This window comes from Pseudomonas sp. REB1044 (assembly GCF_038813925.1).
Classification (GTDB): domain Bacteria; phylum Pseudomonadota; class Gammaproteobacteria; order Pseudomonadales; family Pseudomonadaceae; genus Aquipseudomonas; species Aquipseudomonas boreofloridensis.
Genome location: NZ_CP046139.1, coordinates 3,098,511 through 3,120,097, shown reverse-complemented (window position 1 = coordinate 3,120,097; position 21,587 = coordinate 3,098,511). Strand labels below are relative to the sequence as shown.

Below are 21,587 nucleotides of genomic sequence, written 5' to 3'. Positions count from 1 at the left end.
CTCGCCACGGGCGGCCAGCGTTTCAGGAAGGCCCGCCATGACCCCCACTTTCGCCTCCCTGAGCCTTGCCCACCTGCGTACCCTCGACTGTCTGCTGCGGTTGAAGAATCTCAGCCATGCCGCCGAACGCCTGGGCTGCAGTCAGCCGGCACTGAGCCGTCAACTGGCCCATCTACGCGACGCCTTCGACGATCCGCTGCTGGTGCGTCAGGGCCGTGGCTACGTACTCAGTGAGCATGCCGAAACCTTGGTCGAGCCGCTGCGTCAGGTACTCGAAGAACTCAGTGCGCTGCGCCAGCCGCCGGAGTTCGATCCGGCCCGGTGCGAGCGTCGGTTCTGTCTGGCTGCATCCGACTACGTGGCCGAGTTCATGCTGCCCGTATTGGTGGAGGCGCTGGAGCGCGAAGCACCAGGCGTGTCGCTGGAGTACCGCACTTGGCAGGCCGGGGAATACGGGCTATTGGCCAGCGGTGACGTTGACCTCGCCACTACCCTGTTCGACGAGTCTCCGCCGAACCTGCATGGCCGCCTGCTCGGCGAGGATCAGGCGGTGTGCCTGATGGCCGCCGATCACCCACTGACCGCAGGCGTCGCCATCAGTCAAGCGGACTATCTGGCCTATCGGCATGTGCGGGTGTCTGGCGGCGGTGACAAGGACAGCTTCATCGATCGCCACTTGCGCACTCAAGGCCTACAGCGACGCCTGCAATTGCAGGTGCCGTTCTTCGGCGCCATGGTCAAGGTGGTCGGCCAGGGTCAGGCGCTGGCTACCGTGCCGGAACACATCGCCCGACAGCTGTGCCGTCTGCACGGCCTGGCCTGGCGACCGCTGGGTTTCGTCGCCCACAGCCAGCGCTACTGGGTGGTCTGGCACCAGCGCTTGCAGGCGTCTGCCGAGCACCGCTGGTTGCGCAATCGAGTGTTCGAGCTGTGGCGTCAGTCTTCCTTCGGAGTCGAGGCTGGGCATGCGCACGTGCCATAGCAGCTATGCGCGAAGCGGGGTTATTGCTGGAAGGCGGCTGGCCTAGACTGGACCGATTGCCGCGTGTCAGGGGCTGCCCCGACACTTCATCCGCCCAGGAGCCCTCTTGTGACCCCCGAACAATTCCGTCAGCACGGCCACCAGCTCATCGACCTGATCGCCGATTACCGCCAGCGCGTTGGCCAGCATCCGGTGATGGCTCAGGTCGAGCCGGGCTACTTGAAGGCGGCGCTGCCCGAGCAAGCGCCACAACAAGGCGAGCCTTTCGCCGCGATTCTCGACGATGTGCTCCAGCAGGTGATGCCTGGCCTCTCCCATTGGCAGCATCCGGATTTCTACGGCTACTTCCCGTCCAATGGCACGTTGTCGTCGGTACTCGGCGATTTTCTCAGCACCGGTCTAGGCGTCTTGGGCTTGTCCTGGCAATCCAGCCCGGCCTTGAGCGAGCTGGAGGAAGTCACGCTCGACTGGCTGCGCCAGTTGTTGGGCCTATCGCCGCAGTGGAGTGGGGTGATCCAGGACACCGCCTCGACCAGCACCTTGGTCGCGCTGATCAGTGCCCGTGAACGCAGTAGCGGCTATGCCTTGGCCCGTGGCGGTCTGCAGCGCCAGGACAAACCGTTGATCGTGTACGTCAGCGCCCAGGCCCACAGCTCGGTGGACAAAGCGGCGCTGCTGGCCGGCTTCGGCCGCGACAACATCCGCCAGATCCCGACCGACGAGCACTTCGCGCTGCGTCCCGAGGCGCTGCAAGCGGCCATCGACCAGGACCTGGCTGACGGCAATCAGCCCTGCGCGGTGGTCGCGACTTTCGGCACAACCGCGACCACCGCACTGGACCCGCTGCGGGGCATCGGTGACATCGTTCAGGCGAGGGGCGTGTGGCTGCATGTCGATGCGGCGATGGCCGGCTCGGCGATGATCCTGCCGGAGTGCCGCTGGATGTGGGACGGCATCGAGCTGGCTGATTCGCTGGTGGTCAATGCGCACAAATGGCTGGGGGTGGCCTTCGACTGCTCGCTGTACTACGTGCGCGATCCACAGCACCTGATCCGGGTGATGAGTACCAACCCCAGCTACTTGCAGTCGTCGGTGGACGGTGAGGTGAAGAACCTGCGCGACTGGGGCATACCGCTGGGTCGGCGCTTCCGTGCCCTGAAGCTGTGGTTCATGTTGCGCAGCGAAGGGGTCGAGGCGTTGCAGCAGCGCTTGCGCCGAGACCTGGACAACGCCCGCTGGCTGGCCGAGCAGGTCGGCGCAGCGCCAGACTGGGAGCTGCTGGCACCGGTGCGGTTGCAGACCCTGTGCCTGCGCCACCGTCCGGCAACGCTGGACGGCGACGCCCTGGACGCGCATACGCGTGGCTGGGCGGACCGGCTCAATGCTTCGGGCAAGGCCTATGTCACCCCCGCGACCCTGGACGGCCGCTGGATGGTACGGGTGTCGGTCGGCGCGTTGCCGACCGAACGGGCGGATGTCGAGCGTCTTTGGGCGAATCTGCAGGCGGTGGTGAAGGCCCCTGTCAGGGGCTGACCACCTCGAAGCTGCTCTTGCGACTGGCATCGTACGCGGCTTTCTCCAAGGGCTTGGCCTGCGGATTACCCAGGTCGTCCATGGCCAGGCGGTAGGTTTCCGGGGCCAAGTAAGCGGCCAGCGCACAGACGCAGGTGATGACGAACGCCAGCCCGCCGACCACCAGCCAGATATGCGTCGAGCCCGGCGGTGCGACGGCTGCGAACAGCGCCGGGAGCATGGCGGTGAGCATGGTGCCGATGTTCTGCGCGATGGCCATGGCCGAAACCCGGTAGCGGGTCTGGAACAGCTCGGGGTAGAAGCTGGGGAACACCGCGTTGTAACCCTGGTAGACCAGGCCCCACATCAGGATCGAGCCGGCGATGGCCAGCGGCACGTTCTGGATGCTGATGGCGTACAGGTAGACGAACGCCAGCAGCCCCGAACCCAGGCAGCCGGCGATCATGGTCGGGCGGCGTCCGATACGGTCGGACAGGTTACCGACGAAGGGAATCACCAGCACCGCGACGATATTGCCCACCACCGGGATCCACAGGTACACGCTCTTGTCGAAGCCAATGCCGTAGGCCGGTTGCACCGCATAGGCCGCGCCGAAGATGGTCGCCACCACCGGGATCACGTTCATCAGCGCCATGAACATCACCAGCACCATGTGCTTCCAGCTGTGGCGGAAGGCCTCGCCGATGGGCGACTTGGCCACCTTGTCCTGGCGTTCTTCCTGAACGAACGCCGGAGTTTCATTCACCTCTTTGCGAATGATGAAGCCGGCAATGAGCACCACGGCGCTCATCAGGAACGGGATGCGCCAGCCCCAATCGTTGAAGGCCTCGCTGGGCATGAAGTAGGCCAGCGGCAGGAACACGGCCGCCGCCATCACCTGGCCGGCCTGCACGCCTTGCAAGGTATAGCTGGCGTAGTAGCCACGGCGACCGAACGGCGCGTGCTCCATGATCATCGAGCTGGCGCCGGAAATTTCTCCGGCCACGGCGAAGCCTTGGATCAGGCGCAGCACCACCAGCAGCGCGGGGGCGAGCAGGCCGATGTCATGGTAGGTGGGCAGCAGGCCCACGGCCATGGTCGACAGCCCCATCAGGAACATGCACAGCAGCAGCACGTTCTTGCGCCCGCGGGTATCGCCCCAATGCCCGAGCACGAAGGCGCCGACGGGGCGGGCCAGGTAGCCGACGCCATAGGTGGCCAGGGAGGCAATGATGGCCATTTTCGGGTCGGTGGATGGGAAGAAGATCTGCGGAAAGATCAGCGCTGCCGCCTGGGCGTAGATGAAAAAATCGTAGTACTCGAGGGCCGAGCCGATCCAGCCACTGGCGGTGGCTTTCTTGGCCTGGGAAGAATGGGCCATGGTGTCTCCGTTGTTCTTGTCTGTTGTCGGAAGGCAGTCGCCCTCGGGCAGGCATGGGCCCGGATGGCAGCGACGAACGCATGGTTGTCCAGAGATTCAGAGTGAATCAATTGGCGTTGATGGGTTCTGTTCGATTATCGAACGCAAACTAACCATTTCGTACAAAGAGCGTTGCCGATGCGACTTTACCTGCGAATAATCGATCCTGCCATCGTCGAGAACAAGCGGGCTCTTCGGTAGACGAACCGGTGCCTGCGCGAACAACAAGGGACTTACCATGCAGCGCTCCATCGCCACCGTATCCTTGAGCGGCACCCTGCCTGAGAAGCTCGAAGCCATTGCTGCCGCTGGCTTCGACGGCGTCGAGATCTTCGAGAACGACCTGCTGCACTACGCCGGCTCCCCACGGGAGATTCGCCAGTTGTGCGCGGACCTGGGCATTGCGATCACCTTGTTTCAGCCGTTCCGCGACTTCGAGGGATGCAAGCGCGAGCGCCTGCAGAAAAACCTCGACCGCGCCGAGCGCAAGTTCGACCTGATGCAGGAACTGGGCACCGATCTGGTGCTGGTGTGCAGCAATGTGCAGGCCGACGCCCTGGGCGAGGAACAGGTGCTGGTCGATGACCTGAGGCTACTGGCCGAGCACGCGGGTGCACGTCGCTTGCGCATCGGCTACGAAGGTCTGGCCTGGGGCCGACACGTCAATACCTGGCAACAGGTGTGGAACCTGGTGCGCCAGGCCGATCACCCCGCGCTGGGCGTGATTCTCGACAGTTTCCATACCCTCTCGCTCAAGGGCGATCCGCGCGGCATCCGTGACCTGCCCGGCGACAAGATCTTCTTCGTGCAGATGGCCGATGCGCCGATCCTGGCCATGGATGTGCTGGAGTGGAGCCGACATTTCCGCTGCTTCCCCGGCCAGGGTGAACTGGACCTGGCGGGTTTTCTCGCGCCGATCATTGCCAGTGGCTATCGCGGCCCGCTGTCGCTGGAAATCTTCAACGATGGCTTCCGTGCGGCGCCGACTCGCCAGAATGCCGCTGACGGACTGCGTTCGCTGTTGTATCTGGAGGAAAAGGCACGTCTGCGCCTGGCCGAGCAAGCCCAGGCGGTGGAGCCCGGTATCTTGTTCGCGCCGCCCGCGGCCAGTCGCTACGACGGCGTCGAGTTTCTCGAATTCGCGGTGGACGAGGCGGTCGGTGCGCGTCTGGGCGGCTGGTTGAAACGGCTTGGCTTTGCCGAGGCGGGCCAGCATCGCAGCAAGGCGGTCAGGCTGCTGCGCCAGGGTGACATCAATCTCGTGCTCAACGCCGAACCCTATTCGTTCGGCCACAACTTTTTCGAGGCGCATGGCCCGTCGCTGTGCGCGGCGGCGCTGCGGGTGGACGATGCGCAGGCCGCGCTGCAGCGCGCGGTGGCCTACGGTGGTCAGCCGTTTCGCGGGCTGGTCGGGCCCAACGAGCGTGAGCTCGCTGCCGTGCGCGCGCCCGATGGCAGCCTGATCTACCTGGTCGAGTCTGCCACGGCTGGGCAGAGCATCTATGACAGCGACTTCCGTGTGGACCCACAGGCCAGCGCTACGGGTGGGCTGCAACGCATCGATCACATGGCCCTGGCGCTGCCGGCCGATGCCTTGGACAGTTGGGTGCTGTTCTACAAAAGCCTGTTCGATTTTACGGCCGATGACGAAGTGGTATTACCCGACCCCTATGGCCTGGTGAAGAGTCGGGCGCTGCGCAGTCACTGCGGGACGTTGCGTCTGCCGCTGAACATCTCGGAGAACCGCAATACTGCCATCGCCCATGCGCTATCGAGCTATCGCGGCTCGGGCGTACACCATATTGCCTTCGATTGTGCAGACATCTTCGCCGAGGTCACGCGTGCCAAGGACGCCGGGGTGCCGTTGCTGGAGATCCCCCTGAACTACTACGATGACTTGGCGGCGCGCTTCGACTTCGACGACGAATTTCTCAGTGAGCTGGCCTACTACAACGTGTTGTACGACCGCGATGCCCAAGGCGGTGAGTTGTTCCATGTGTACACCGAGCCGTTCGAGGGACGTTTCTTCTTCGAGATCATCCAGCGCAAGGGCGGCTATGCAGGGTATGGCGCGGCGAACGTGGCGGTGCGTCTGGCGGCGCTGGCCAAGCTGCGCGGTAGTGCGACGAATTAGCCAGATGTGGGGCTTCGCTGCGGCCTTCAGGCATCGCGACGAAGCCCTTCGAGCGCCAGGTCAGAACCAGCGGTCATTGCGTTTACGGCCGCGGGTCAGCGCCGGCAAGATCAGGCCCATCAACAGGCCGGCGCCGGCAATGCTGCCGCCGTACACCATGTAGCGCATCATCACCTGCTTGTTCTCGTCGCCCAGGCGCGCCTGGGTATCGCGCAGCGTCGACTGGGACTGCTCGAGCTGCTCATCCAAGGTTTTGTTGCGCGCTTGCAGCTCGTCGATCAACGCCTTGCGTGAGTCAAGGGTTTCCTGCATGCCTTGCACGCGGGTCTTCCAACTGTCGTCGATGGTCTTGAGCTGACCAGAGAGCTCCGCCACCTGAGCATCGAGCTGGGGTAGGCGCTCATTCTGGCCGGGCACCGCTTGCAGGTCGCTGGTCAGGATCCACACCAGGTCGCCGCTTTGGCCGCGCACCTGGCTGTAGTTGCCCTGGCTGCTGACCAACGTCACCTTCTGTCCGGATTTCAACGTGCCGACGATGCGGTGGCCGTCGGTCGGACCGCTGCGCACGTAGGTGCTGAGGCTGTCACTGACCCAGCGCGCATCGGTGCTGGCCTCTTCGGCATCGGCCAACGGGGCCGCAACGAGCAGCGAGGCGAACAGCACGGGGAGGGCGAGGGTGGCGCGGCGGAATTCGGGCATGGTGGTCTTCGCAGAAGCAGTAACGGATGAAAAGCCCGGTGAATGGGCCGTGAGCCGATCGGTGGATTGACCGTCAGCCAAAGACCTTTTTTTTGTGGGCTGGTTCACTGCTCAGCGGAGGAAAAGTCTGCGAGGTGTTGCGAGAAATGTATTACCCACGACATCGTTCGGTGAAGGAAGCCGCAGCGACGAAGCGCCGCTGCGGCAGAGGCAAAATGCCAGCAACTCAGGTCACGACCTGATAGCACGGCACATAGGCAGCACCGCCAGGAAGCTTCATCCGGTGCTGGTCGACGAACGCCTGCAGCAGCTTGCCGAGCGGGTCGAGAATCGCCTGATCACCGCGGATCTGGTAAGGACCATGCTCCTCGATCAGGCGGATGCCCTTGTCCTTGACGTTGCCCGCGACGATGCCGGAGAACGCCCGACGCAGGTTGGCGGCCAGTTCGTGGGGCGGCAGGTCGCGGCGCAGGGCCAGGTCGGCCATGTTCTGGTGGGTGGGGTCGAACGGATGCTGGAAGCCGCCGTCGATCTTCAGCAGCCAGTTGAAGTGGAAGGCGTCGTTGCGCTCGCGGCGGAACTGCTTGACCGCCTTGAGGCCTTCAACCATGTGTCGAGCCACTTCGGCCGGGTCGTCGATGATGATCTGGTAATGACGCTGCGCGGTCTCGCCGAGGGTGGCGCCGACGAACGCATGCAGTTGCTGCAGGAACGGCTCGGCGCTGCGCGGTCCGGTGAGAATCACCGGGAAGGGCAGGTCGTGGTTGTCCGGGTGCATGAGAATGCCGAGCAGGTACAGAAACTCTTCGGCCGTGCCCGCGCCACCGGGGAAAATGATGATGCCGTGGCCGACACGTACGAACGCCTCCAGGCGTTTTTCAATGTCCGGCAGGATCACCAGTTCGTTGACGATCGGGTTGGGCGCCTCGGCGGCGATGATGCCCGGCTCGGTCAGGCCCAGGTAGCGGCTGCCGGCCATGCGCTGCTTGGCATGGGCGATGGTGGCGCCCTTCATCGGACCTTTCATCACGCCGGGGCCGCAGCCGGTGCAGATGTCGAGCTTGCGCAGGCCCAATTCGTGGCCGACCTTCTTGGTGTACTGGTACTCCTCGGTGCTGATCGAGTGACCGCCCCAGCACACCACCATCTTCGGCTCCACGCCCGGGCGCAAGGTGCGCGCGTTGCGCAGCAGGTGGAAAACATAGTCGGTGATGCCCTGTGAGCTCTCCAGGTCGATGCGCTGGCTGGCCAACTCGCTTTCGGTGTAGACGATGTCGCGCAGCGCGCTGAACAGCATTTCGCGGGTGCTGGCGATCATTTCACCGTCGACGAACGCGTCGGCCGGTGCATTGAGCAGCTCCAGGCGCACGCCTCGGTCCTGCTGGTGAATGCGCACCTCGAAGTCCTTGTAGGCTTCAAGGATGGTCTTGGCGTTGTCGACATGCGCGCCGGTGTTGAGGATGGCCAGGGCGCATTGGCGGAAGAGGGTATAGAGGCTGCCGGTACCGGCCTGACTCAGTTGCTGGACTTCACGTTGCGACAGTGTCTCCAGGCTGCCCTTGGGGCTGACGGAGGCGTTGATGACATTGCGGTGGGGCATCAAAGTCTTTCCTGTGCGGGTAAAACATCCTTCTTTGACACCACCATACCGACAATTGCACCTGGCAACGAGAGGGCCGGCAAAGAATCTGCGGCTGCGCGTTCGACGTGCGCGGGGCTGCTCAGGCCTCGATGGAGGAGTGATGGCCGGTGATCAGCCACTGCGCTTCGATGCGTTCGAAGGTGAACAGGAAACGGGCTGGCACTACCCGCTGTTCGCCGGCCTGGCGGTAGACGAAGGTGTACAGGCCGCCGACCACCACGGTGCCGAGCTTGCGGCTGACGCGCTTCTTGAACACCTGGATATCGCAGACCAGGCCGTCGTTGGCCAGGAAGTTCTCGAAGTAGTTGCGGCGACTGTCCTGGCAATCGCGTACCTGATTGGACAAGGTCGGCACCAGGATCGCGTCTTCGGCGTAGAGGGCCAGCACCTGGTCGACATCGCGCGTGGCCACGGTCGCGGCCCAGCGATAGAGCGCGGCTTTGGCGCCGGCGAGGCAGGCCATCTCGGTGTCGGCGTAAAGGTCGGTTGGGTGGGAGGCGACTGCTGGGTGCTGGGTCATGGTGAGCTCTGGAGTGAGGGTAGGAGGGGAGAAGACGATTTGAGAGCTGATGATTGTTATAATATAACATTTTCAGCTTTGTCAGAACGCTTCTGTCCAGAGCCCCGCCGACCGGCATACCGCTATCGCCGCCCGGCCTTGCCGGTGCCGGCGACAGCAGTGGTCTGCATCAGACCACGTTGAACACATGACGCAGGTAGGCGACGAAGTTTTCGTCACGGCATTGAGTCTTGCCCGGGCTGTCGGAAATTTTCGCCACCGGCGCGCCGTTGCAGGCGGTCATCTTGATCACAATGTTCATCGGTGTCACATCGGGAATGTCGCAGGTGAGGTGGGTGCCGATGCCGAAGCTGACGTTGATGCGCTCATGCAAGGCGCGGTAGAGCTGTAGCATCTTGGCGAAGTCCAGGCCGTCGGAGAAGATCAGGGTCTTGCTCAACGGATCGATGCCCAGGCGCTGATAGTGGGCGATGGCTTTTTCCGCCCAGGCCAGCGGATCGCCCGAGTCGTGACGCAGCCCATCGAAGAGCTTGCCGAAATACAGATCGAAGTCCCTGACGAACGCATCCATGCCGATACAGTCGGTCAGCGCGATGCCCAGCAAGCCGCGATATTCACGCACCCAGCATTCCAGTGCGGCCACTTGGCTGTCGACCAGGCGCGGACCGAGTTGCTGGTGGGCCATGAACCACTCGTGGGCCATGGTGCCGATCGGCCGAAGTTCATATTCACGGGCCAGGTGCACGTTGCTGGTGCCGACGAAACGGCCCGGAAAATCGTGCTTGAGGATGCGTACCACCTGCTCCTGGACCGGATAGGAGAAACGCCGGCGGGTACCGAAGTCGGCCAGTTGCAAGCCCGCCAGTTCATCGGCGCTGGCTTCGCGCTTGAGCCAGTCGAGCTTTTGATACAAGCGTTCGCCGACCTGCTCCATGGTCACTTCCCGATAGCGGTAGCGGTTGCGCACCTCGGAGACGATCGCCAGCAGAGGGATTTCGTAAAGGATCACGTGCAACCAGGGCCCGCGCACGCGGATCGCCAGTTGCCCGGCATCGTCCAGCCCAACTTGGACATACCGCAGGTTGAAGCGGAACAGGCTGAGAAAGCGGATGAAGTCCGGCTTGATGAAGGGGATCTTCTCCAGATAGGCGAGTTGGTCGTGAGTGACTGAGACATCGGCCAACTGTTCGATCTGATAGCGGATCTCCGCAAGGTAGGGCGACAGGTCTTCGGCGTTGCGGCAGCGGAACTCCCACTCCACTTCGGCGTTAGGGTAGTTGTGCAAGACCGCTTGCATCATGGTGATCTTGTAGAAATCGGTGTCCAGCAAGTTCTGGATGATGCGTGGGGCGAATACGTCGTCGCTCATGGGCGGGTCTCCTTGAGCAGGGCCAGTTGGCGGTCGAGTGCGGCTTCGTCGGCGCACGTCAGCACGCCGGCGCGGATCAATTCGGCGCAGGCGTCTTCGCCGCCCTGGGTGCTCAGGGCGCGGCAGGCTGGGAGGTACAGCAACACCTGGAAACCCGCGCGCCTGAGCTGCAAGGCGGTGGTTCGCACGCAGTAATCCAGCGCCAGGCCGCCGACGATCACCGTTTCCACGCCTTGCACCTTGAGAAATTCGATCGCCCCGGTGGAGCGACGCTCGGCCAGGTCGTGGTAGCAGGCGCCGTAAGGATGCAGATCGGGTTCCACGCCTTTCCAGACGAAGTAGTCGTAGTCGATCGGGGCCGGCAGGCCAGGCAGCAGATCGAAGCCTGGTGTGCCCGGCACGCAGTGGCTGACCCAGGTCAGGTCGGCGTTGGCCAGCGGCAACGGTTGCAGCATTTGACTGGCCTCATCGACTGTCCAGGCCGCCTTGGCCGGGTGAGCGTCCTTGCTGCCCAGACGCAGATCGGCGCGGCGGGCCATGGCATTGAGTGCCGGGACGATCAGATGGCCGCCAGGCACAGGCAGCTCGAGCGGGGCGTTGGCAGTGAAGCCGTTCTGGGCGTCTACGTCGAAACTGGCGATTTTCATCGGAAGGCTCCTCGGCTGGAATGGCTACATAATCCATCTGGTGGTTTAAGTATGTCAAGCGCTTTTATTTATGGGATTTTGCTTGCATCATAAAAAATACCTGGTGGAATATAGGCTGAAAAAAAGGAGTCGAGATGAGTTCGATAGCCGTCATGGCCAGCGTGGACATCGTTGCCTTGCGCCTGGATTTGCAGGCGCAGCGCCCTCAGGTTCTGTTGCATCGCCGCGAACGCGAACCGCATCTGGGCCAATGGGCGTTGCCGGGGGTGATCGTCAATGGCCGTACACCAGACAACAGCTTGGATGCCGCCGCCGCGCGAGCGTTGCAGGAAAAAGCTCTGGTGCTGCCACGGCACCTGGAGCAGGTGGGGACCGAGGGTAATGCGTTTCGCGATCCACGGGGTTGGTCGCTGAGCACCTACTATCTGGCCCTGCTTGACCCGGCACAGGTGCTCGACGGTGAACAGCAGGCGTTCTTCGACCTGGATGACTTGTCGGCGCGCAAGGTGGTGCTGCCATTCGACCACGCCCTGCTGATCCAGCGAGCCTGTGAGCGCCTGGCCGCCAAGAGCCTCTACAGCAGCTTGCCCCTGTACCTGTTGCCCGCACGTTTCACCGTGCTCGAGGCGCTGAGTGCGACCCAGGCGTGTCTGGGGCGAACGGTCAATAACACCTCGCTGCGCAAACGCCTGGAGCGCCTGAAGGACGCGGGCTGGGTGCGTGATACGGGCGAGCGCATTCAGCCACGGTTGGGTCGACCGCAGCAGGTCTACGAGCATCTGCCGCATGCCAACGGGCCGTTTCTGTTCGAGCGCAGCCTGTTGCCTGAGGGCTGAGGGCTCAAGATTGGCGGTTTGCGGTCGATAAACAGGCTTGATCAAACGCTTTGCGGAGACAGGAAATGGTCGGAATCACCGGCGTCAACTTCACGATTCAAGGGACGCAATCCTCTGCTCAGGCCAGTGGCGACAGTGAGCAGACGACTGCAAAGGCGAATACCGTCGAGGTGCAGATGCCCACGCAGGCGAGCAAGGCCGAACAGGCCAAGGCCAGCGAGCAGAGCGATGAGCCAGCGCATATCAAGCAGATGCGTGAACTGATCAAAGAATTGCAGAAGCAGTTGGCCGAGGCGCAGAAACGCTTGGCCGAGATATAGGCGCAGCCGATGGAGGAAAAGGCCAAGATGGCGGCAGTTGCAGGCGCTCAGGGGCAGATCGCGACTATCAATGGCCAGATTCTCAAGGCCACCGCTGAGTTGCTGAAGGCCCTGACCAAATCAGGTGGCAGCAGCTCGGGCGGTATGGTCAGCACCCAGGCCTGAAACGGGCGGCCCTGGGTGGCCGCCCACGTGTGTCACTCCACCCGAGCTCGACCCTGGCGATCAGACTTGTATTGCATCGCCACCGCCGGTGCGGCCTTGGCCGACCCGGTTTCCAGCCACTGACGCAGGCGCCCGGCATCGGCGAAGTGGGTGAATTTGCCGTACGCGTCGAGGATCACCATCGCCACCGGACGGTTGTCCATGCGCGTCAGCAGCACCAGGCAATGCCCTGCTTCGTTGGTGAAGCCGGTCTTGGTCAGTTTGATGTCCCAATTGCTCTTGTTGACCAGATGATCGGTGTTGCGAAAGCCCAGGGTGTAGTTGGGCTTTCTGAACGCCACGGTCTTCTCGCGGGTGGTCGACAGTTCACTGAGCATGGGGTACTTGCGCGAGGCGATCAGCAGCTTGGCCAAGTCGTGGGCGGTGGAGACGTTCTGAGTCGACAGGCCCGTCGGCTCGACATAGCGCGTCTTGCTCATCCCCAGGTTGCGCGCCTTGGCGTTCATCGCTTTGATGAACGCCGGATAGCCGCCAGGATAGTGGTTGGCGAGGCTGTTGGCCGCGCGGTTTTCCGACGACATCAGGGTGATCAGCAAGGTCTCGCGGCGGTTCAGTTCGCTGCCGGGCCTGACCCTGGAAAACACGCCCTTGAGATCTGGGTTGTTGGCGATGGTCATGGTGAGCATTTCGTCCATCGGCAGTTTGGCGTCGAGCACCACCATCGCGGTCATCAGCTTGGTGACCGAAGCGATAGGAACAACACGATCGGCGTGGCTGGCGTACAGCTCCTTGTTGGTGTTCAGGTCGATCAGCAGCGCGCTGCCGGACGCCAGGTGCAGCTTGGAAGGATCGCGCTGCTCCTGAATCGAAGACTGCGCAGCCGCAGTCGTAGGGAATGTCATTGTTCCTGTGAGCGCCAGCAAGAGGCTGAAGATGGACAGGGAAGTTTTCACGTTGAGGCTCACTACTCTTGGGTATGTCGTTGCTGGGCAAGGGTTTCCCCTTGGCTGATCGGCGCATTCTGGAGTATGGCCCGATCCCTGTCGAATGCCTTATTCCGAATGGGCGCAAGGTGAAGGAAATTTAATTCTTGTTTCGATTTCGCGCCGGTGACCTGGACAGGTCTACGGGTGGTTTCAGCGCTGAGGTGACACCACCTGCAGCTTCTCGCTGCGCTGGAGCGAAGGCAGGAAACGTTGCCGCGTTGTACCGCACAACTGGGGTGCGCAATCTGCACGGCGGCCTCGGTCATCCCGCCATATGCGGCCAGATCGAGCCACGTTCATCATGCGTTCCTTGGCCGGAGACTATCCAATGCGGATTACCGAGCAGCAATTGCTGCACATACTTCCCCACTCGCGCCCCGTCGCGGAATCGTTCCTGCCCGCCCTCAATGGTGCTGTATCGCAGTGGGAAATCGACCGCCCTCTGCGACTCGCCGCCTTTATCGCCCAGGTGGGACACGAGTCGGCACATTTGTGCTGTCTTGTAGAAAACCTCAACTACAGCGCCGAAGCCTTGTTGCGGACCTGGCCCAAGCGGTTTGACGCGCAGACCGCTGAAGCCTGCGCGCGTCAGCCGGAGAAAATTGCCAATCATGTCTACAGCGCCCGTATGGGCAATGGCCCGGCAGACTCAGGCGATGGCTGGCGCTATCGTGGACGCGGTCTGATCCAATTGACCGGGCGGGACAACTACCGTGCGGCCGCTCAGGCACTTGCGCTGCCCCTGGAAGAGCAACCGGAACTGCTGGAGGGGGCCGAAGCCGCTGCGCAGTCCGCAGCGTGGTGGTGGGCCAGTCATGGTTTGAATGAACTGGCCGATGCGCAGCGAATCGCCGATATAGGCAGCATCATCAACACCGGCCAGCCCGGACGTGTTGCGCATGGCGCCGCGCAACGGATGGCGCTGTACCAGACAGCGCTGGAGGTGCTCAGTAAACCGATCGGCTCAGCGTAGCGAAAAAAAACCCGCCAAAAGGCGGGTCAAGAGAGCGTAGGGAGCAACGCAATAACAGGTGTTTCAGGCGGTCAGCACATCCGCTTCCAATCGGTCTGCCATGGCTTGCGCCATGTGCCGCGACGTCACCGGGCCGCCGACCGGTTCGCCATTGCGCACCAGGTACCAGCAAGCCAGCAGCCCTTGCGCACGTAGTGTGGCCGGGACTGCACTGCCTACAACTGAGACGATTTGGATAGTGGGCATGATGAACCTCCTGCAGAACATGTTGCTAACTTACCCAGTCCCTGGTGTGGGTGAAAATCAACTTCATCGATAGTGGTCATTAGTTTTATCAACGGTCGCCGTGGCTCACCACCGCGGCGGGCCGTAATACACCGGCGGTGGTCCGTAGTAGCGGCGATACATCGGGGGTGGCGCCGGCACGTAACGTTCGACCACGTAGGGTTGGTAATAGCCCGGAGGCGGCGGCGGGGGTGGCGGCGCCTGCACGTACACCGGTGGAGGTGCGTAGTAGGTCGGCGCGCGCTCGACATACACCGTGCGGTCATGCCCTCCGTAGACCGTAGCGCCAACGACGGCACCGACCACGGCGGCGCCAAGCACCGGACCTGGACCCCAGCCGTGACCATGGGCCGCCGCAGGGCCGCTGACGGCCAGGGCGCCGACCAGCAGGGCGATTCCGGGGATGAGACGATTCATGAATGGATCCTCGCGATGACCCCACCTATGGGGCTTGCTCATAAGACCGGGAAAACCGTCAAGCCAGTGCGAAGACAAGGTAAAGGTTGTGTAAGGACGACCGGCGGTCGTCTCTGCTACGCTGCGCGAATCGATTCAGTTCGCAAGGACTCCAGCAAAGATGACCATCGCACCGAGCAGGGACACCACACTGTGCATCTCATTGGCCGGTCGGCCGGGCACCTTTGGCGTGCGCTTTCACAATCATCTCTACCAGCAGTTAGGTCTGGACTACTACTACAAGGCCATGACCACCGAGGATCTGCCGGCCGCAGTGGCGGGCATCCGCGCCCTGGGCATTCGCGGCTGTGGCGTGTCGATGCCCTACAAAGAGGCGTGCATGGCGCTGGTGGACGAAATCGATCCCTCCGCTGCGGCGATCGAATCGGTCAATACGCTGGTCAACACTCAGGGCCGTCTGAAAGCCTACAACACTGACTACCTGGCGGTGCGCCAATTGTTGGAGCAGTACGGGCTCGACCCGCAAACGGCCTTCGCCCTGCGCGGCAGCGGCGGCATGGCCAAGGCGGTGGCCAGTGCCTTGCGCGATGCTGGATTCAACCAGGGTCTGATCGTCGCCCGCAACGAGCAGGCCGGGCGTCAGTTGGCAGATGTCTGCGGTTACGCCTGGCAGCGCGAGCTGGGCGACCTGTGTCCGCCGATGCTGATCAATGTCACACCCATCGGGATGGCCGGTGGCGCGGACGCGCAGGCGCTTGCTTTCCCGCATGCGGCGGTCGCCGCTGCCGAGCGGGTATTCGATGTGGTGGCATTGCCGGCCCGTACGCCCTTGGTGCAATTGGCCGAGAAGCTGGGTAAACCTGTAATCACAGGGTTGGAGGTGATCGCGTTGCAGGCGCTCGAGCAGTTCGTGTTGTACACCGGCATCAGGCCGACGCCCGAGCAAGTCGAATCCGCCGTGGCCTACGCACGGGAAGGTTGAAGCGGCCATCACGGATCAGCCCGTGATGGCCGCTACAGGTTCAGACAACCTGTTGTCCCCGGTCCAAGCGCTCATCCACGAGCGCCCTTCCGTGCGCCAGTGACACATGCTGGGCGTTCTCCAGATCCGAGAAGAACTTCATGGGTATCGAGAAACGTCGGCTGGTATGACCCTCTGGATCAGTGATCAGGCAGCCAGCGGCGTAGGGCAGGGGAGAGTCAGGGTGAGGCATCACGCTGGCGGTGATGGTGTGATCGCGGTATTCGCAATGAAGGGATTGCATCGTGATTACCTCGCTGTGGTGGTGTGCAAGGGCCTCTTGCTATGTACCACAACGAAGGGCCGGAAGTTCCCGGCCCCGACGAGCGTGTGGGCTGGAGTCAGCCTTTGAACTCGGTAGGTTGGATCACCTCGACCCAGTAGCCGTCCGGATCCTTGATGAACGCCAAGTGGTTCATCCGCCCGTCCTGCAGGCGTTTCTGGAAGGGCACGCCGAGCGCTTCGAAGCGCTCGCAGGCGACGCGTACATCGGGTACCGAGACACAGATGTGACCAAAACCGCGTGGATCGGTATTGCCATCATGGTAGGCAAACTCGGGATCTTTTTCGGTGCCGTAGTTGTGGGTCAGTTCCAGAACCCCGGGAATTGATTTCATCCACTGGTGACGTGCGGCGTCATCGACGGGAATCTGTGCCGGATCCACCAAGGCCAGGAAGTACAAGCTGAACTCGGCAGCGGGGAAGTCACGTTTGTCGACAACGCGAAAACCCAGAACGCGGGTGTAGAAGTCCAGCGACTTCTCGATGTCCTTGACCCGCAGCATGGTGTGGTTGAACACGAACTGGGCGGTTGCGCTGTCGGGCTGGGCAGTAACGCCAGGCAGTGTTTGCAGATCATTCAGGCTCATGGTAACTCCACAGACGGGGTCGACACCTGAGTGTCGACGGAAAAACAGAACGCCCATGATACGGCACTGAACCGATTGCGCAAACGAAAGCGCCCTGCATGAGCAGGGCGCCGAAATTAGAGGCCCGCATGTGCGGGCGCTTGATGGGGTCGCTAATCCTTTAGCTGGTTCAATATTCGCCCACGGCTTGTGAAAAAACTGTGAAGCGAGCGTTGACGTTTCATCAGCGAACCCAAGAATCCACGGTGGCTGCACCGTACTGTTCTTTCCAGGCCTTGAGGCCCCGATGGTTGCCCCCTTTAGTTTCGATCAGCTCGCCGGTATGCGGGTTTTCGTAGACCTTGACCACACGAGGCCTGCGGTGCTGTTTCGGCGCACTGGCTGGAGTCTTTGCGGGCGCTTTGGAGGCCTTTGGGTCAAGGATCGCGACGATTTCACGCAGGCCCTTGTCATAGGTCTTCATCAGCCCGAGAAGTTTCTGTTCGAATTCCATTTCACGTTTGAGACTGGAATCCTTTTTCATGGCTTCCAGTTGGGCGATTTGCTCCTGGAGTGCTTTCTCCGCTGCGCGAAACTCTGCAAGTCTGGACACTATGATTACTCCCGTCAGTGGGCGCGGCAGGCTGTAAAAAGCATGCTCGAACAATTAAGGCTGGCCGCTTGGATAAAGAAACTGCTTATGTGGTGGGAGTGTAGTCGGGTGCTGGAGTTCGGTAAACCTCAACTTTTATATCTGAATGTTTGAACTTTCCCGTTAGCCCGTACTGCATCTTTGGGGTGTTTATCGCATTCACCCGTGCTCAGGATTCAGCTTTCGGAACGGGATGCAAACCGATGGATAACGTGCTGCGCTAACCCGGCGCTCGATCCCGATTACCGGTTTGGCACCGAAAACGCGCTCAGGCTGGCTCCGAGATCGAGCACGCTGGCCCTGCGCGCCCCATGCCGGCGCGTATGCTTCATTATTGTTCATGCGCTCGGTTGGCCCGCAACCTGCAATATCTCGATGGCGATCTCGCACAGGCCACCTACCCCCACCCCCGCTCTTAGGCGGGGCGGTGACTCGAAGGTGGCCCGAACCACGGATTTCAGGGGCGGCAGGATGGCGTTCGCGCTACAACTCGATAATTTGCACTATGACCAAGGCTGGAGTGCGTTCCTGCAGTTGCGCTTTATTCAATGCGAAACGGTGACTCGTCTTGGTGCGCGCAAGCATTTTGGCCCTCTTCTGGTGCAGCGTCCGTTCTATCCAGAGGGCGCGCCCTGTCACGTCTATATTCTCCATCCACCCGGCGGGATCGTGGCTGGTGACCGTCTGGAACTCGACATACGGTTGGAGTCGGGTGCCCATGCCTTGCTCACCATGCCCGGCGCAAGCAAGTTCTATCGCAGTATCGGGCCGACCGCCCAGGTCGCCCAACACTTCCATCTGCAGGCCGGCAGCACACTGGAGTGGCTGCCCCAGGACAGCATCCTGTTCGACGGTGCCCGAGTGCGCCTGGAGAGTCGTTTCACGCTTGAACCTGGCGCTCGGTTACTGGCTTGGGAAACGCTGTGCCTGGGCCGACCGGCGATGAACGAACGTTTCGATCACGGCGCCCTGGACAGTTGCTTGCGCATTGACCTGCCGGACGATCCTGGCCTGCACGAGCGCTTGCGCATCGAAGGCGGGCGGCTGGAAAAGCTCGGCGGTCACCCCCTCGTGGCGACGTTCTGCGCCGCGCCGGCCGATACGCACCTGCTCGACCAGGTGCGTCAGTTGCTCGAGGAACTGAACATCCCGGCTGGCGCCACGCTGCTCGGGCCTTTACTGGTCATCCGCCTGCTCGACCACGACAACCAACATTTGCAACGTACCCTGCAGCGCCTCTGGCATGTGCTGCGCCCGGCCGTTCTCGGCCTGGCACCGTGCCCGCCGCGCATCTGGGCCACCTGAGAGAGCCCGCCATGGAGCTGACCCCCCGAGAGAAAGACAAACTGCTGCTGTTCACCGCCGCGCTGGTGGCCGAGCGTCGCCTGGCCCGTGGACTGCAGCTCAACTACCCCGAAGCGGTGGCGCTTATCAGTGCTGCGGTGATGGAAGGCGCCCGCGATGGCCGTACGGTCGCGGAACTGATGAGTCTGGGACGCGAGGTGTTGAGGCGCGATCAGGTCATGGACGGCGTGCCGGAGATGATCCATGACATCCAGGTCGAAGCGACCTTTCCTGACGGCACCAAGCTGGTGACCGTGCACGAGCCGATCGTCTGAACCTGCCCAGGAGGCAAGCATGATTCCCGGAGAAATCCAGGTCGCCGCGGGCGACATCGAACTCAACGTCGGCCGCGAGCGGGTCAGCGTCAGTGTGGCCAACCACGGCGACCGCCCTGTCCAGGTCGGCTCGCACTATCACTTCTTCGAGGTCAACCAGGCGCTGGTCTTCGAACGCGCACCGACGCGCGGGTTTCGCCTGGACATTCCCGCCGGCACAGCCGTGCGCTTCGAGCCTGGCCAATCGCGCACCGTGCAGTTGGTGAGCTACGCCGGCAAGCGCGAAGTCTATGGTTTCCAAGGCCAGGTGATGGGCACGCTGGAGGGCAGGGCATGAGTCGCATTTCTCGGCGGGCCTACGCCGACATGTTCGGCCCCACCGTGGGCGACCGCGTACGCCTGGCCGATACCGCGCTGTGGGTCGAGGTGGAAAAGGACTTCACGCTGTATGGCGAAGAGGTCAAGTTCGGCGGTGGCAAGGTGATTCGCGACGGCATGGGGCAAGGGCAGATGGTCGCCGCCGACGCGGTCGATCTGGTGCTGACCAACGCGCTGATCATCGACCACTGGGGGATCGTCAAAGCCGACATCGGCGTACGTGGCGGGCGTATCGTGGCCATCGGCAAGGCTGGCAACCCCGATGTGCAACCTGGGGTCACCATCCCGATCGGCGCCTGCACCGAGGTGATCGCCGCCGAAGGCAAGATCGTCACCGCCGGCGGCATCGACAGCCACATTCACTTCATCTGTCCGCAGCAGGTGGATGAAGCGCTGGCCAGCGGCGTCACCACCTTCATTGGCGGCGGAACCGGACCTGCTACCGGCACCAACGCCACCACCTGCACCCCGGGCCCCTGGTACTTGGCACGCATGCTCCAGGCCGCAGACTGTCTGCCGATCAACATCGGCTTGCTGGGCAAGGGCAATGTCTCCAGACCCGAGCCCCTGCGCGAGCAGGTTGCCGCCGGCGCCATGGGCATGAAGCTGCACGAGGACTGGGGTTCTACGCCGGCGGCCATCGATTGCTGCATGGGCGTGGCCGAGGAAATGGACATTCAGGTGGCCATTCACAGTGATACCCTCAACGAGTCCGGCTGTATCGAAGACACCCTGGCGGCCATCGGCGACCGCACCATCCACACCTTCCACACCGAGGGTGCTGGTGGCGGGCATGCACCGGACATCATCCGCGCAGCCGGCCAGGCCAACGTGCTGCCATCCTCGACCAATCCGACACTGCCCTACACCCGCAACACCGTCGATGAGCACCTGGACATGCTCATGGTCTGCCATCACCTGGACCCGAGCATCGCCGAAGACGTGGCCTTCGCCGAGTCGCGCATCCGCCGCGAAACCATCGCCGCCGAAGACATCCTTCACGACATGGGGGCGTTTTCCATGACCTCCTCCGACTCCCAGGCCATGGGCCGGGTGGGCGAGGTGGTGCTGCGTACCTGGCAGGTGGCGCACCAGATGAAGCTGCGTCGCGGCCCGCTGGCGCCCGATGGCGACTACAGCGACAACTTCCGGGTCAAGCGCTACATCGCCAAGTACACCCTCAATCCGGCGCTCAGCCATGGCATCGCCCACGAAGTGGGCTCGGTGGAAGTGGGCAAGCTGGCCGACCTGGTGCTCTGGTCGCCCGCCTTCTTCGCCGTCAAGCCGGCGCTGGTGATCAAGGGTGGGATGATCGTCACCGCCCCATGGGCGACGTCAACGGCTCGATCCCCACGCCGCAACCGGTGCATTACCGACCGATGTTCGGCAGTTTTGGCGATGCGCGCCACGCCACGCGCATGACCTTTCTGCCCCAGGCCGCCCTGGATCGCGGGCTGCCCGACGAGCTGGGGTTGCGCAGCCTCATCGGCGTGACCCGAGGCTGTCGTCGGGTGCGCAAGGCGGACATGGTGCACAACGGCCTGCAACCGGTGATCGAAGTCGATGCCCAGACCTACCAGGTGCGTGCCGATGGCGAACTGCTGGTCTGTGAGCCGGCCAGCGAGCTGCCGCTGGCCCAGCGCTATTTTCTGTTTTGAAGGAGCAAGCATGATTGTCCTGACTCGCCGCATCGCCGAGGCCACCTCTGTGACCGGCACCGTTACCTTGGACGTGGACAGCCGGATCAAGAGCCGCCTGCGCGTGACCCTCGACGATGGCCGTGAGGCGGGCCTGATGCTGGCGCGCGGGCATTTGCTGCGCGGCGGCGAACTGCTCGCCGATGCCGACGGCCTGCACGCAGTGCGCGTGCTGGCGGCGCCCGAGCAGGTGTCGACGGTGCGCTGCGCCGATCCGCTGCTGCTGGCCCGCGCCGCCTATCACCTGGGCAACCGTCACGTACCGCTGCAGATCGAGCCTGGCCTGCTGCGCTACCAGCACGACCATGTGCTGGACGAAATGGTCAGCGGCCTAGGCCTCGATGTGCTGCAGGAGCAGGCGCCGTTCGAGCCGGAGGCGGGCGCCTATCAGAGCGCTGCGCACGGACACCATCACAATCACCCCTTCGTCCGACTGTAAATCTATTGAAGAACTGCCTTGGAGCA

24 protein-coding genes and 1 pseudogene are annotated in these 21,587 nt (G+C 62.8%); 13 read left to right on the top strand and 12 right to left on the bottom strand.

The features are described from left to right. The first annotated feature begins 37 nt into the window (after positions 1 to 37). A complete protein-coding gene (locus GKC70_RS14130) occupies positions 38 to 982 on the top strand; it encodes a LysR family transcriptional regulator (RefSeq protein WP_342649017.1) in 945 nt (314 codons plus the stop codon). Positions 983 to 1,090: 108 nt separating this feature from the next. After that, positions 1,091 to 2,515 carry a DOPA decarboxylase gene (locus tag GKC70_RS14125; protein ID WP_342649016.1) on the top strand — a complete coding sequence of 475 codons (1,425 nt, stop codon included), beginning with the start codon at positions 1,091 to 1,093 and terminating at the stop codon, positions 2,513 to 2,515. On the opposite strand, the gene GKC70_RS14120 is transcribed toward GKC70_RS14125, so the two are convergent. Next, a complete protein-coding gene (locus tag GKC70_RS14120) occupies positions 2,505 to 3,875 on the bottom strand; it encodes an MFS transporter (RefSeq protein ID WP_342649015.1) in 1,371 nt (456 codons plus the stop codon). The two genes, GKC70_RS14125 and GKC70_RS14120, sit on opposite strands and share 11 nt — an antisense overlap. Before the next feature lie 277 nt (positions 3,876 to 4,152). Here GKC70_RS14120 and quiC point away from each other — a divergent pair, with 277 nt between their 5' ends. Beyond that, a complete protein-coding gene (gene quiC / locus GKC70_RS14115; RefSeq protein ID WP_342649014.1) occupies positions 4,153 to 6,048 on the top strand; it encodes a 3-dehydroshikimate dehydratase QuiC in 1,896 nt (631 codons plus the stop codon). A 60-nt stretch (positions 6,049 to 6,108) separates the two neighbouring features. Here quiC and GKC70_RS14110 read toward each other — a convergent pair whose 3' ends face one another. From GKC70_RS14110 to GKC70_RS14090, 5 genes are all read right to left on the bottom strand, one after another. Next, positions 6,109 to 6,747 (bottom strand): TIGR04211 family SH3 domain-containing protein, encoded by a 639-nt coding sequence (locus tag GKC70_RS14110; protein ID WP_342649013.1) that lies wholly within the window; start codon positions 6,745 to 6,747, stop codon positions 6,109 to 6,111. Between the two features lie 226 nt (positions 6,748 to 6,973). Continuing rightward, positions 6,974 to 8,347, bottom strand: a complete 1,374-nt coding sequence (gene ppnN, locus GKC70_RS14105; protein WP_342649012.1) for a nucleotide 5'-monophosphate nucleosidase PpnN — start codon at positions 8,345 to 8,347, stop codon at positions 6,974 to 6,976. Positions 8,348 to 8,468: 121 nt separating this feature from the next. Continuing rightward, positions 8,469 to 8,909, bottom strand: a complete 441-nt coding sequence (locus GKC70_RS14100) for a nuclear transport factor 2 family protein (RefSeq protein ID WP_029614835.1) — start codon at positions 8,907 to 8,909, stop codon at positions 8,469 to 8,471. 169 nt (positions 8,910 to 9,078) lie between these two features. Next, positions 9,079 to 10,278, bottom strand: a complete 1,200-nt coding sequence (gene pncB / locus GKC70_RS14095; RefSeq protein ID WP_029614836.1) for a nicotinate phosphoribosyltransferase — start codon at positions 10,276 to 10,278, stop codon at positions 9,079 to 9,081. After that, a complete protein-coding gene (locus tag GKC70_RS14090) occupies positions 10,275 to 10,925 on the bottom strand; it encodes a nicotinamidase (protein ID WP_342649011.1) in 651 nt (216 codons plus the stop codon). Before GKC70_RS14090 ends, pncB begins: the two co-directional genes overlap by 4 nt. A 134-nt stretch (positions 10,926 to 11,059) precedes the next feature. On the opposite strand from GKC70_RS14090, the gene GKC70_RS14085 reads away from it, so the two are divergent. The 3 genes from GKC70_RS14085 (at position 11,060) to GKC70_RS14075 (ending at position 12,246) form a co-directional block, all read left to right on the top strand. Beyond that, positions 11,060 to 11,761 carry an NUDIX domain-containing protein gene (locus GKC70_RS14085; protein WP_342649010.1) on the top strand — a complete coding sequence of 234 codons (702 nt, stop codon included), beginning with the start codon at positions 11,060 to 11,062 and terminating at the stop codon, positions 11,759 to 11,761. Positions 11,762 to 11,826: 65 nt separating this feature from the next. Then, the gene (locus tag GKC70_RS14080; protein ID WP_342649009.1) at positions 11,827 to 12,081 is read left to right on the top strand and encodes a hypothetical protein; all 255 of its coding nucleotides are present in this window, start codon (positions 11,827 to 11,829) and stop codon (positions 12,079 to 12,081) included. Positions 12,082 to 12,108: 27 nt separating this feature from the next. Next, complete coding sequence (locus GKC70_RS14075) at positions 12,109 to 12,246, top strand: hypothetical protein (protein WP_342649008.1); 138 nt, start codon at positions 12,109 to 12,111, stop codon at positions 12,244 to 12,246. Positions 12,247 to 12,278: 32 nt separating this feature from the next. Here the strand turns inward: GKC70_RS14075 and pbpG are convergent, their stop codons facing one another. Then, positions 12,279 to 13,199: a D-alanyl-D-alanine endopeptidase gene (pbpG, locus tag GKC70_RS14070; RefSeq protein ID WP_342649007.1), complete on the bottom strand. Its 921-nt coding sequence runs from the start codon at positions 13,197 to 13,199 to the stop codon at positions 12,279 to 12,281. Between the two features lie 361 nt (positions 13,200 to 13,560). On the opposite strand from pbpG, the gene GKC70_RS14065 reads away from it, so the two are divergent. Continuing rightward, the gene (locus GKC70_RS14065) at positions 13,561 to 14,205 is read left to right on the top strand and encodes a glycoside hydrolase family 19 protein (RefSeq protein ID WP_342649006.1); all 645 of its coding nucleotides are present in this window, start codon (positions 13,561 to 13,563) and stop codon (positions 14,203 to 14,205) included. Between the two features lie 63 nt (positions 14,206 to 14,268). On the opposite strand, the gene GKC70_RS14060 is transcribed toward GKC70_RS14065, so the two are convergent. Both GKC70_RS14060 and GKC70_RS14055 read right to left on the bottom strand, forming a co-directional pair. Continuing rightward, entirely contained in the window at positions 14,269 to 14,451 is a 183-nt protein-coding gene (locus tag GKC70_RS14060; protein WP_029614841.1) for a hypothetical protein, read from the bottom strand. A gap of 105 nt (positions 14,452 to 14,556) precedes the next feature. Further along, complete coding sequence (locus GKC70_RS14055) at positions 14,557 to 14,907, bottom strand: hypothetical protein (protein ID WP_342649005.1); 351 nt, start codon at positions 14,905 to 14,907, stop codon at positions 14,557 to 14,559. Positions 14,908 to 15,067: 160 nt separating this feature from the next. Between GKC70_RS14055 and GKC70_RS14050 the strand changes: the two genes are divergently transcribed. Then, the gene (locus GKC70_RS14050) at positions 15,068 to 15,889 is read left to right on the top strand and encodes a shikimate 5-dehydrogenase (RefSeq protein WP_342649004.1); all 822 of its coding nucleotides are present in this window, start codon (positions 15,068 to 15,070) and stop codon (positions 15,887 to 15,889) included. 40 nt (positions 15,890 to 15,929) lie between these two features. Here the strand turns inward: GKC70_RS14050 and GKC70_RS14045 are convergent, their stop codons facing one another. The 3 genes from GKC70_RS14045 to GKC70_RS14035 form a co-directional block, all read right to left on the bottom strand. Beyond that, a complete protein-coding gene (locus tag GKC70_RS14045) occupies positions 15,930 to 16,172 on the bottom strand; it encodes a hypothetical protein (protein ID WP_029614844.1) in 243 nt (80 codons plus the stop codon). Between the two features lie 97 nt (positions 16,173 to 16,269). After that, on the bottom strand, positions 16,270 to 16,797 hold the full coding sequence (gene gloA / locus GKC70_RS14040) for a lactoylglutathione lyase (protein ID WP_342649003.1): 528 nt from the start codon (positions 16,795 to 16,797) through the stop codon (positions 16,270 to 16,272). Between the two features lie 223 nt (positions 16,798 to 17,020). Continuing rightward, positions 17,021 to 17,389, bottom strand: coding sequence for a histone-like nucleoid-structuring protein, MvaT/MvaU family (locus GKC70_RS14035; protein ID WP_342649002.1), 369 nt, complete (start codon positions 17,387 to 17,389; stop codon positions 17,021 to 17,023). 510 nt (positions 17,390 to 17,899) lie between these two features. Between GKC70_RS14035 and GKC70_RS14030 the strand changes: the two genes are divergently transcribed. The 5 genes and pseudogenes from GKC70_RS14030 to ureE all read left to right on the top strand — a co-directional run bounded on the left by GKC70_RS14030 (position 17,900) and on the right by ureE (position 21,561). After that, positions 17,900 to 18,733: an urease accessory protein UreD gene (locus GKC70_RS14030; RefSeq protein WP_342649001.1), complete on the top strand. Its 834-nt coding sequence runs from the start codon at positions 17,900 to 17,902 to the stop codon at positions 18,731 to 18,733. A gap of 11 nt (positions 18,734 to 18,744) precedes the next feature. After that, positions 18,745 to 19,047 carry an urease subunit gamma gene (locus GKC70_RS14025; protein WP_029614848.1) on the top strand — a complete coding sequence of 101 codons (303 nt, stop codon included), beginning with the start codon at positions 18,745 to 18,747 and terminating at the stop codon, positions 19,045 to 19,047. A gap of 19 nt (positions 19,048 to 19,066) precedes the next feature. Next, positions 19,067 to 19,384 (top strand): urease subunit beta, encoded by a 318-nt coding sequence (locus GKC70_RS14020; protein WP_029614849.1) that lies wholly within the window; start codon positions 19,067 to 19,069, stop codon positions 19,382 to 19,384. After that, positions 19,381 to 21,083, top strand: a pseudogene (ureC, locus tag GKC70_RS14015) (urease subunit alpha). The gene GKC70_RS14020 and the pseudogene ureC overlap by 4 nt, the downstream one beginning before the upstream one ends. Before the next feature lie 10 nt (positions 21,084 to 21,093). Next, positions 21,094 to 21,561 (top strand): urease accessory protein UreE, encoded by a 468-nt coding sequence (gene ureE / locus GKC70_RS14010; protein ID WP_342649000.1) that lies wholly within the window; start codon positions 21,094 to 21,096, stop codon positions 21,559 to 21,561. Positions 21,562 to 21,587: the final 26 nt, after the last annotated feature.

Bases quoted from the DNA above. Each gene is read 5' to 3' on its own strand.
- GKC70_RS14130 (WP_342649017.1), top strand. From the start codon at position 38: ATGACCCCCACTTTCGCCTCCCTGAGCCTTGCCCACCTGCGTACCCTC.
- GKC70_RS14120 (WP_342649015.1), bottom strand. From the start codon at position 3,875: ATGGCCCATTCTTCCCAGGCCAAGAAAGCCACCGCCAGTGGCTGGATC.
- quiC (WP_342649014.1), top strand. From the start codon at position 4,153: ATGCAGCGCTCCATCGCCACCGTATCCTTGAGCGGCACCCTGCCTGAG.
- GKC70_RS14110 (WP_342649013.1), bottom strand. From the start codon at position 6,747: ATGCCCGAATTCCGCCGCGCCACCCTCGCCCTCCCCGTGCTGTTCGCC.
- ppnN (WP_342649012.1), bottom strand. From the start codon at position 8,347: ATGCCCCACCGCAATGTCATCAACGCCTCCGTCAGCCCCAAGGGCAGC.
- GKC70_RS14100 (WP_029614835.1), bottom strand. From the start codon at position 8,909: ATGACCCAGCACCCAGCAGTCGCCTCCCACCCAACCGACCTTTACGCC.
- pncB (WP_029614836.1), bottom strand. From the start codon at position 10,278: ATGAGCGACGACGTATTCGCCCCACGCATCATCCAGAACTTGCTGGAC.
- GKC70_RS14090 (WP_342649011.1), bottom strand. From the start codon at position 10,925: ATGAAAATCGCCAGTTTCGACGTAGACGCCCAGAACGGCTTCACTGCC.
- GKC70_RS14085 (WP_342649010.1), top strand. From the start codon at position 11,060: ATGAGTTCGATAGCCGTCATGGCCAGCGTGGACATCGTTGCCTTGCGC.
- GKC70_RS14080 (WP_342649009.1), top strand. From the start codon at position 11,827: ATGGTCGGAATCACCGGCGTCAACTTCACGATTCAAGGGACGCAATCC.
- GKC70_RS14075 (WP_342649008.1), top strand. From the start codon at position 12,109: ATGGCGGCAGTTGCAGGCGCTCAGGGGCAGATCGCGACTATCAATGGC.
- GKC70_RS14065 (WP_342649006.1), top strand. From the start codon at position 13,561: ATGCGGATTACCGAGCAGCAATTGCTGCACATACTTCCCCACTCGCGC.
- GKC70_RS14060 (WP_029614841.1), bottom strand. From the start codon at position 14,451: ATGCCCACTATCCAAATCGTCTCAGTTGTAGGCAGTGCAGTCCCGGCC.
- GKC70_RS14055 (WP_342649005.1), bottom strand. From the start codon at position 14,907: ATGAATCGTCTCATCCCCGGAATCGCCCTGCTGGTCGGCGCCCTGGCC.
- GKC70_RS14050 (WP_342649004.1), top strand. From the start codon at position 15,068: ATGACCATCGCACCGAGCAGGGACACCACACTGTGCATCTCATTGGCC.
- GKC70_RS14045 (WP_029614844.1), bottom strand. From the start codon at position 16,172: ATGCAATCCCTTCATTGCGAATACCGCGATCACACCATCACCGCCAGC.
- gloA (WP_342649003.1), bottom strand. From the start codon at position 16,797: ATGAGCCTGAATGATCTGCAAACACTGCCTGGCGTTACTGCCCAGCCC.
- GKC70_RS14030 (WP_342649001.1), top strand. From the start codon at position 17,900: ATGGCGTTCGCGCTACAACTCGATAATTTGCACTATGACCAAGGCTGG.
- GKC70_RS14025 (WP_029614848.1), top strand. From the start codon at position 18,745: ATGGAGCTGACCCCCCGAGAGAAAGACAAACTGCTGCTGTTCACCGCC.
- GKC70_RS14020 (WP_029614849.1), top strand. From the start codon at position 19,067: ATGATTCCCGGAGAAATCCAGGTCGCCGCGGGCGACATCGAACTCAAC.
- ureE (WP_342649000.1), top strand. From the start codon at position 21,094: ATGATTGTCCTGACTCGCCGCATCGCCGAGGCCACCTCTGTGACCGGC.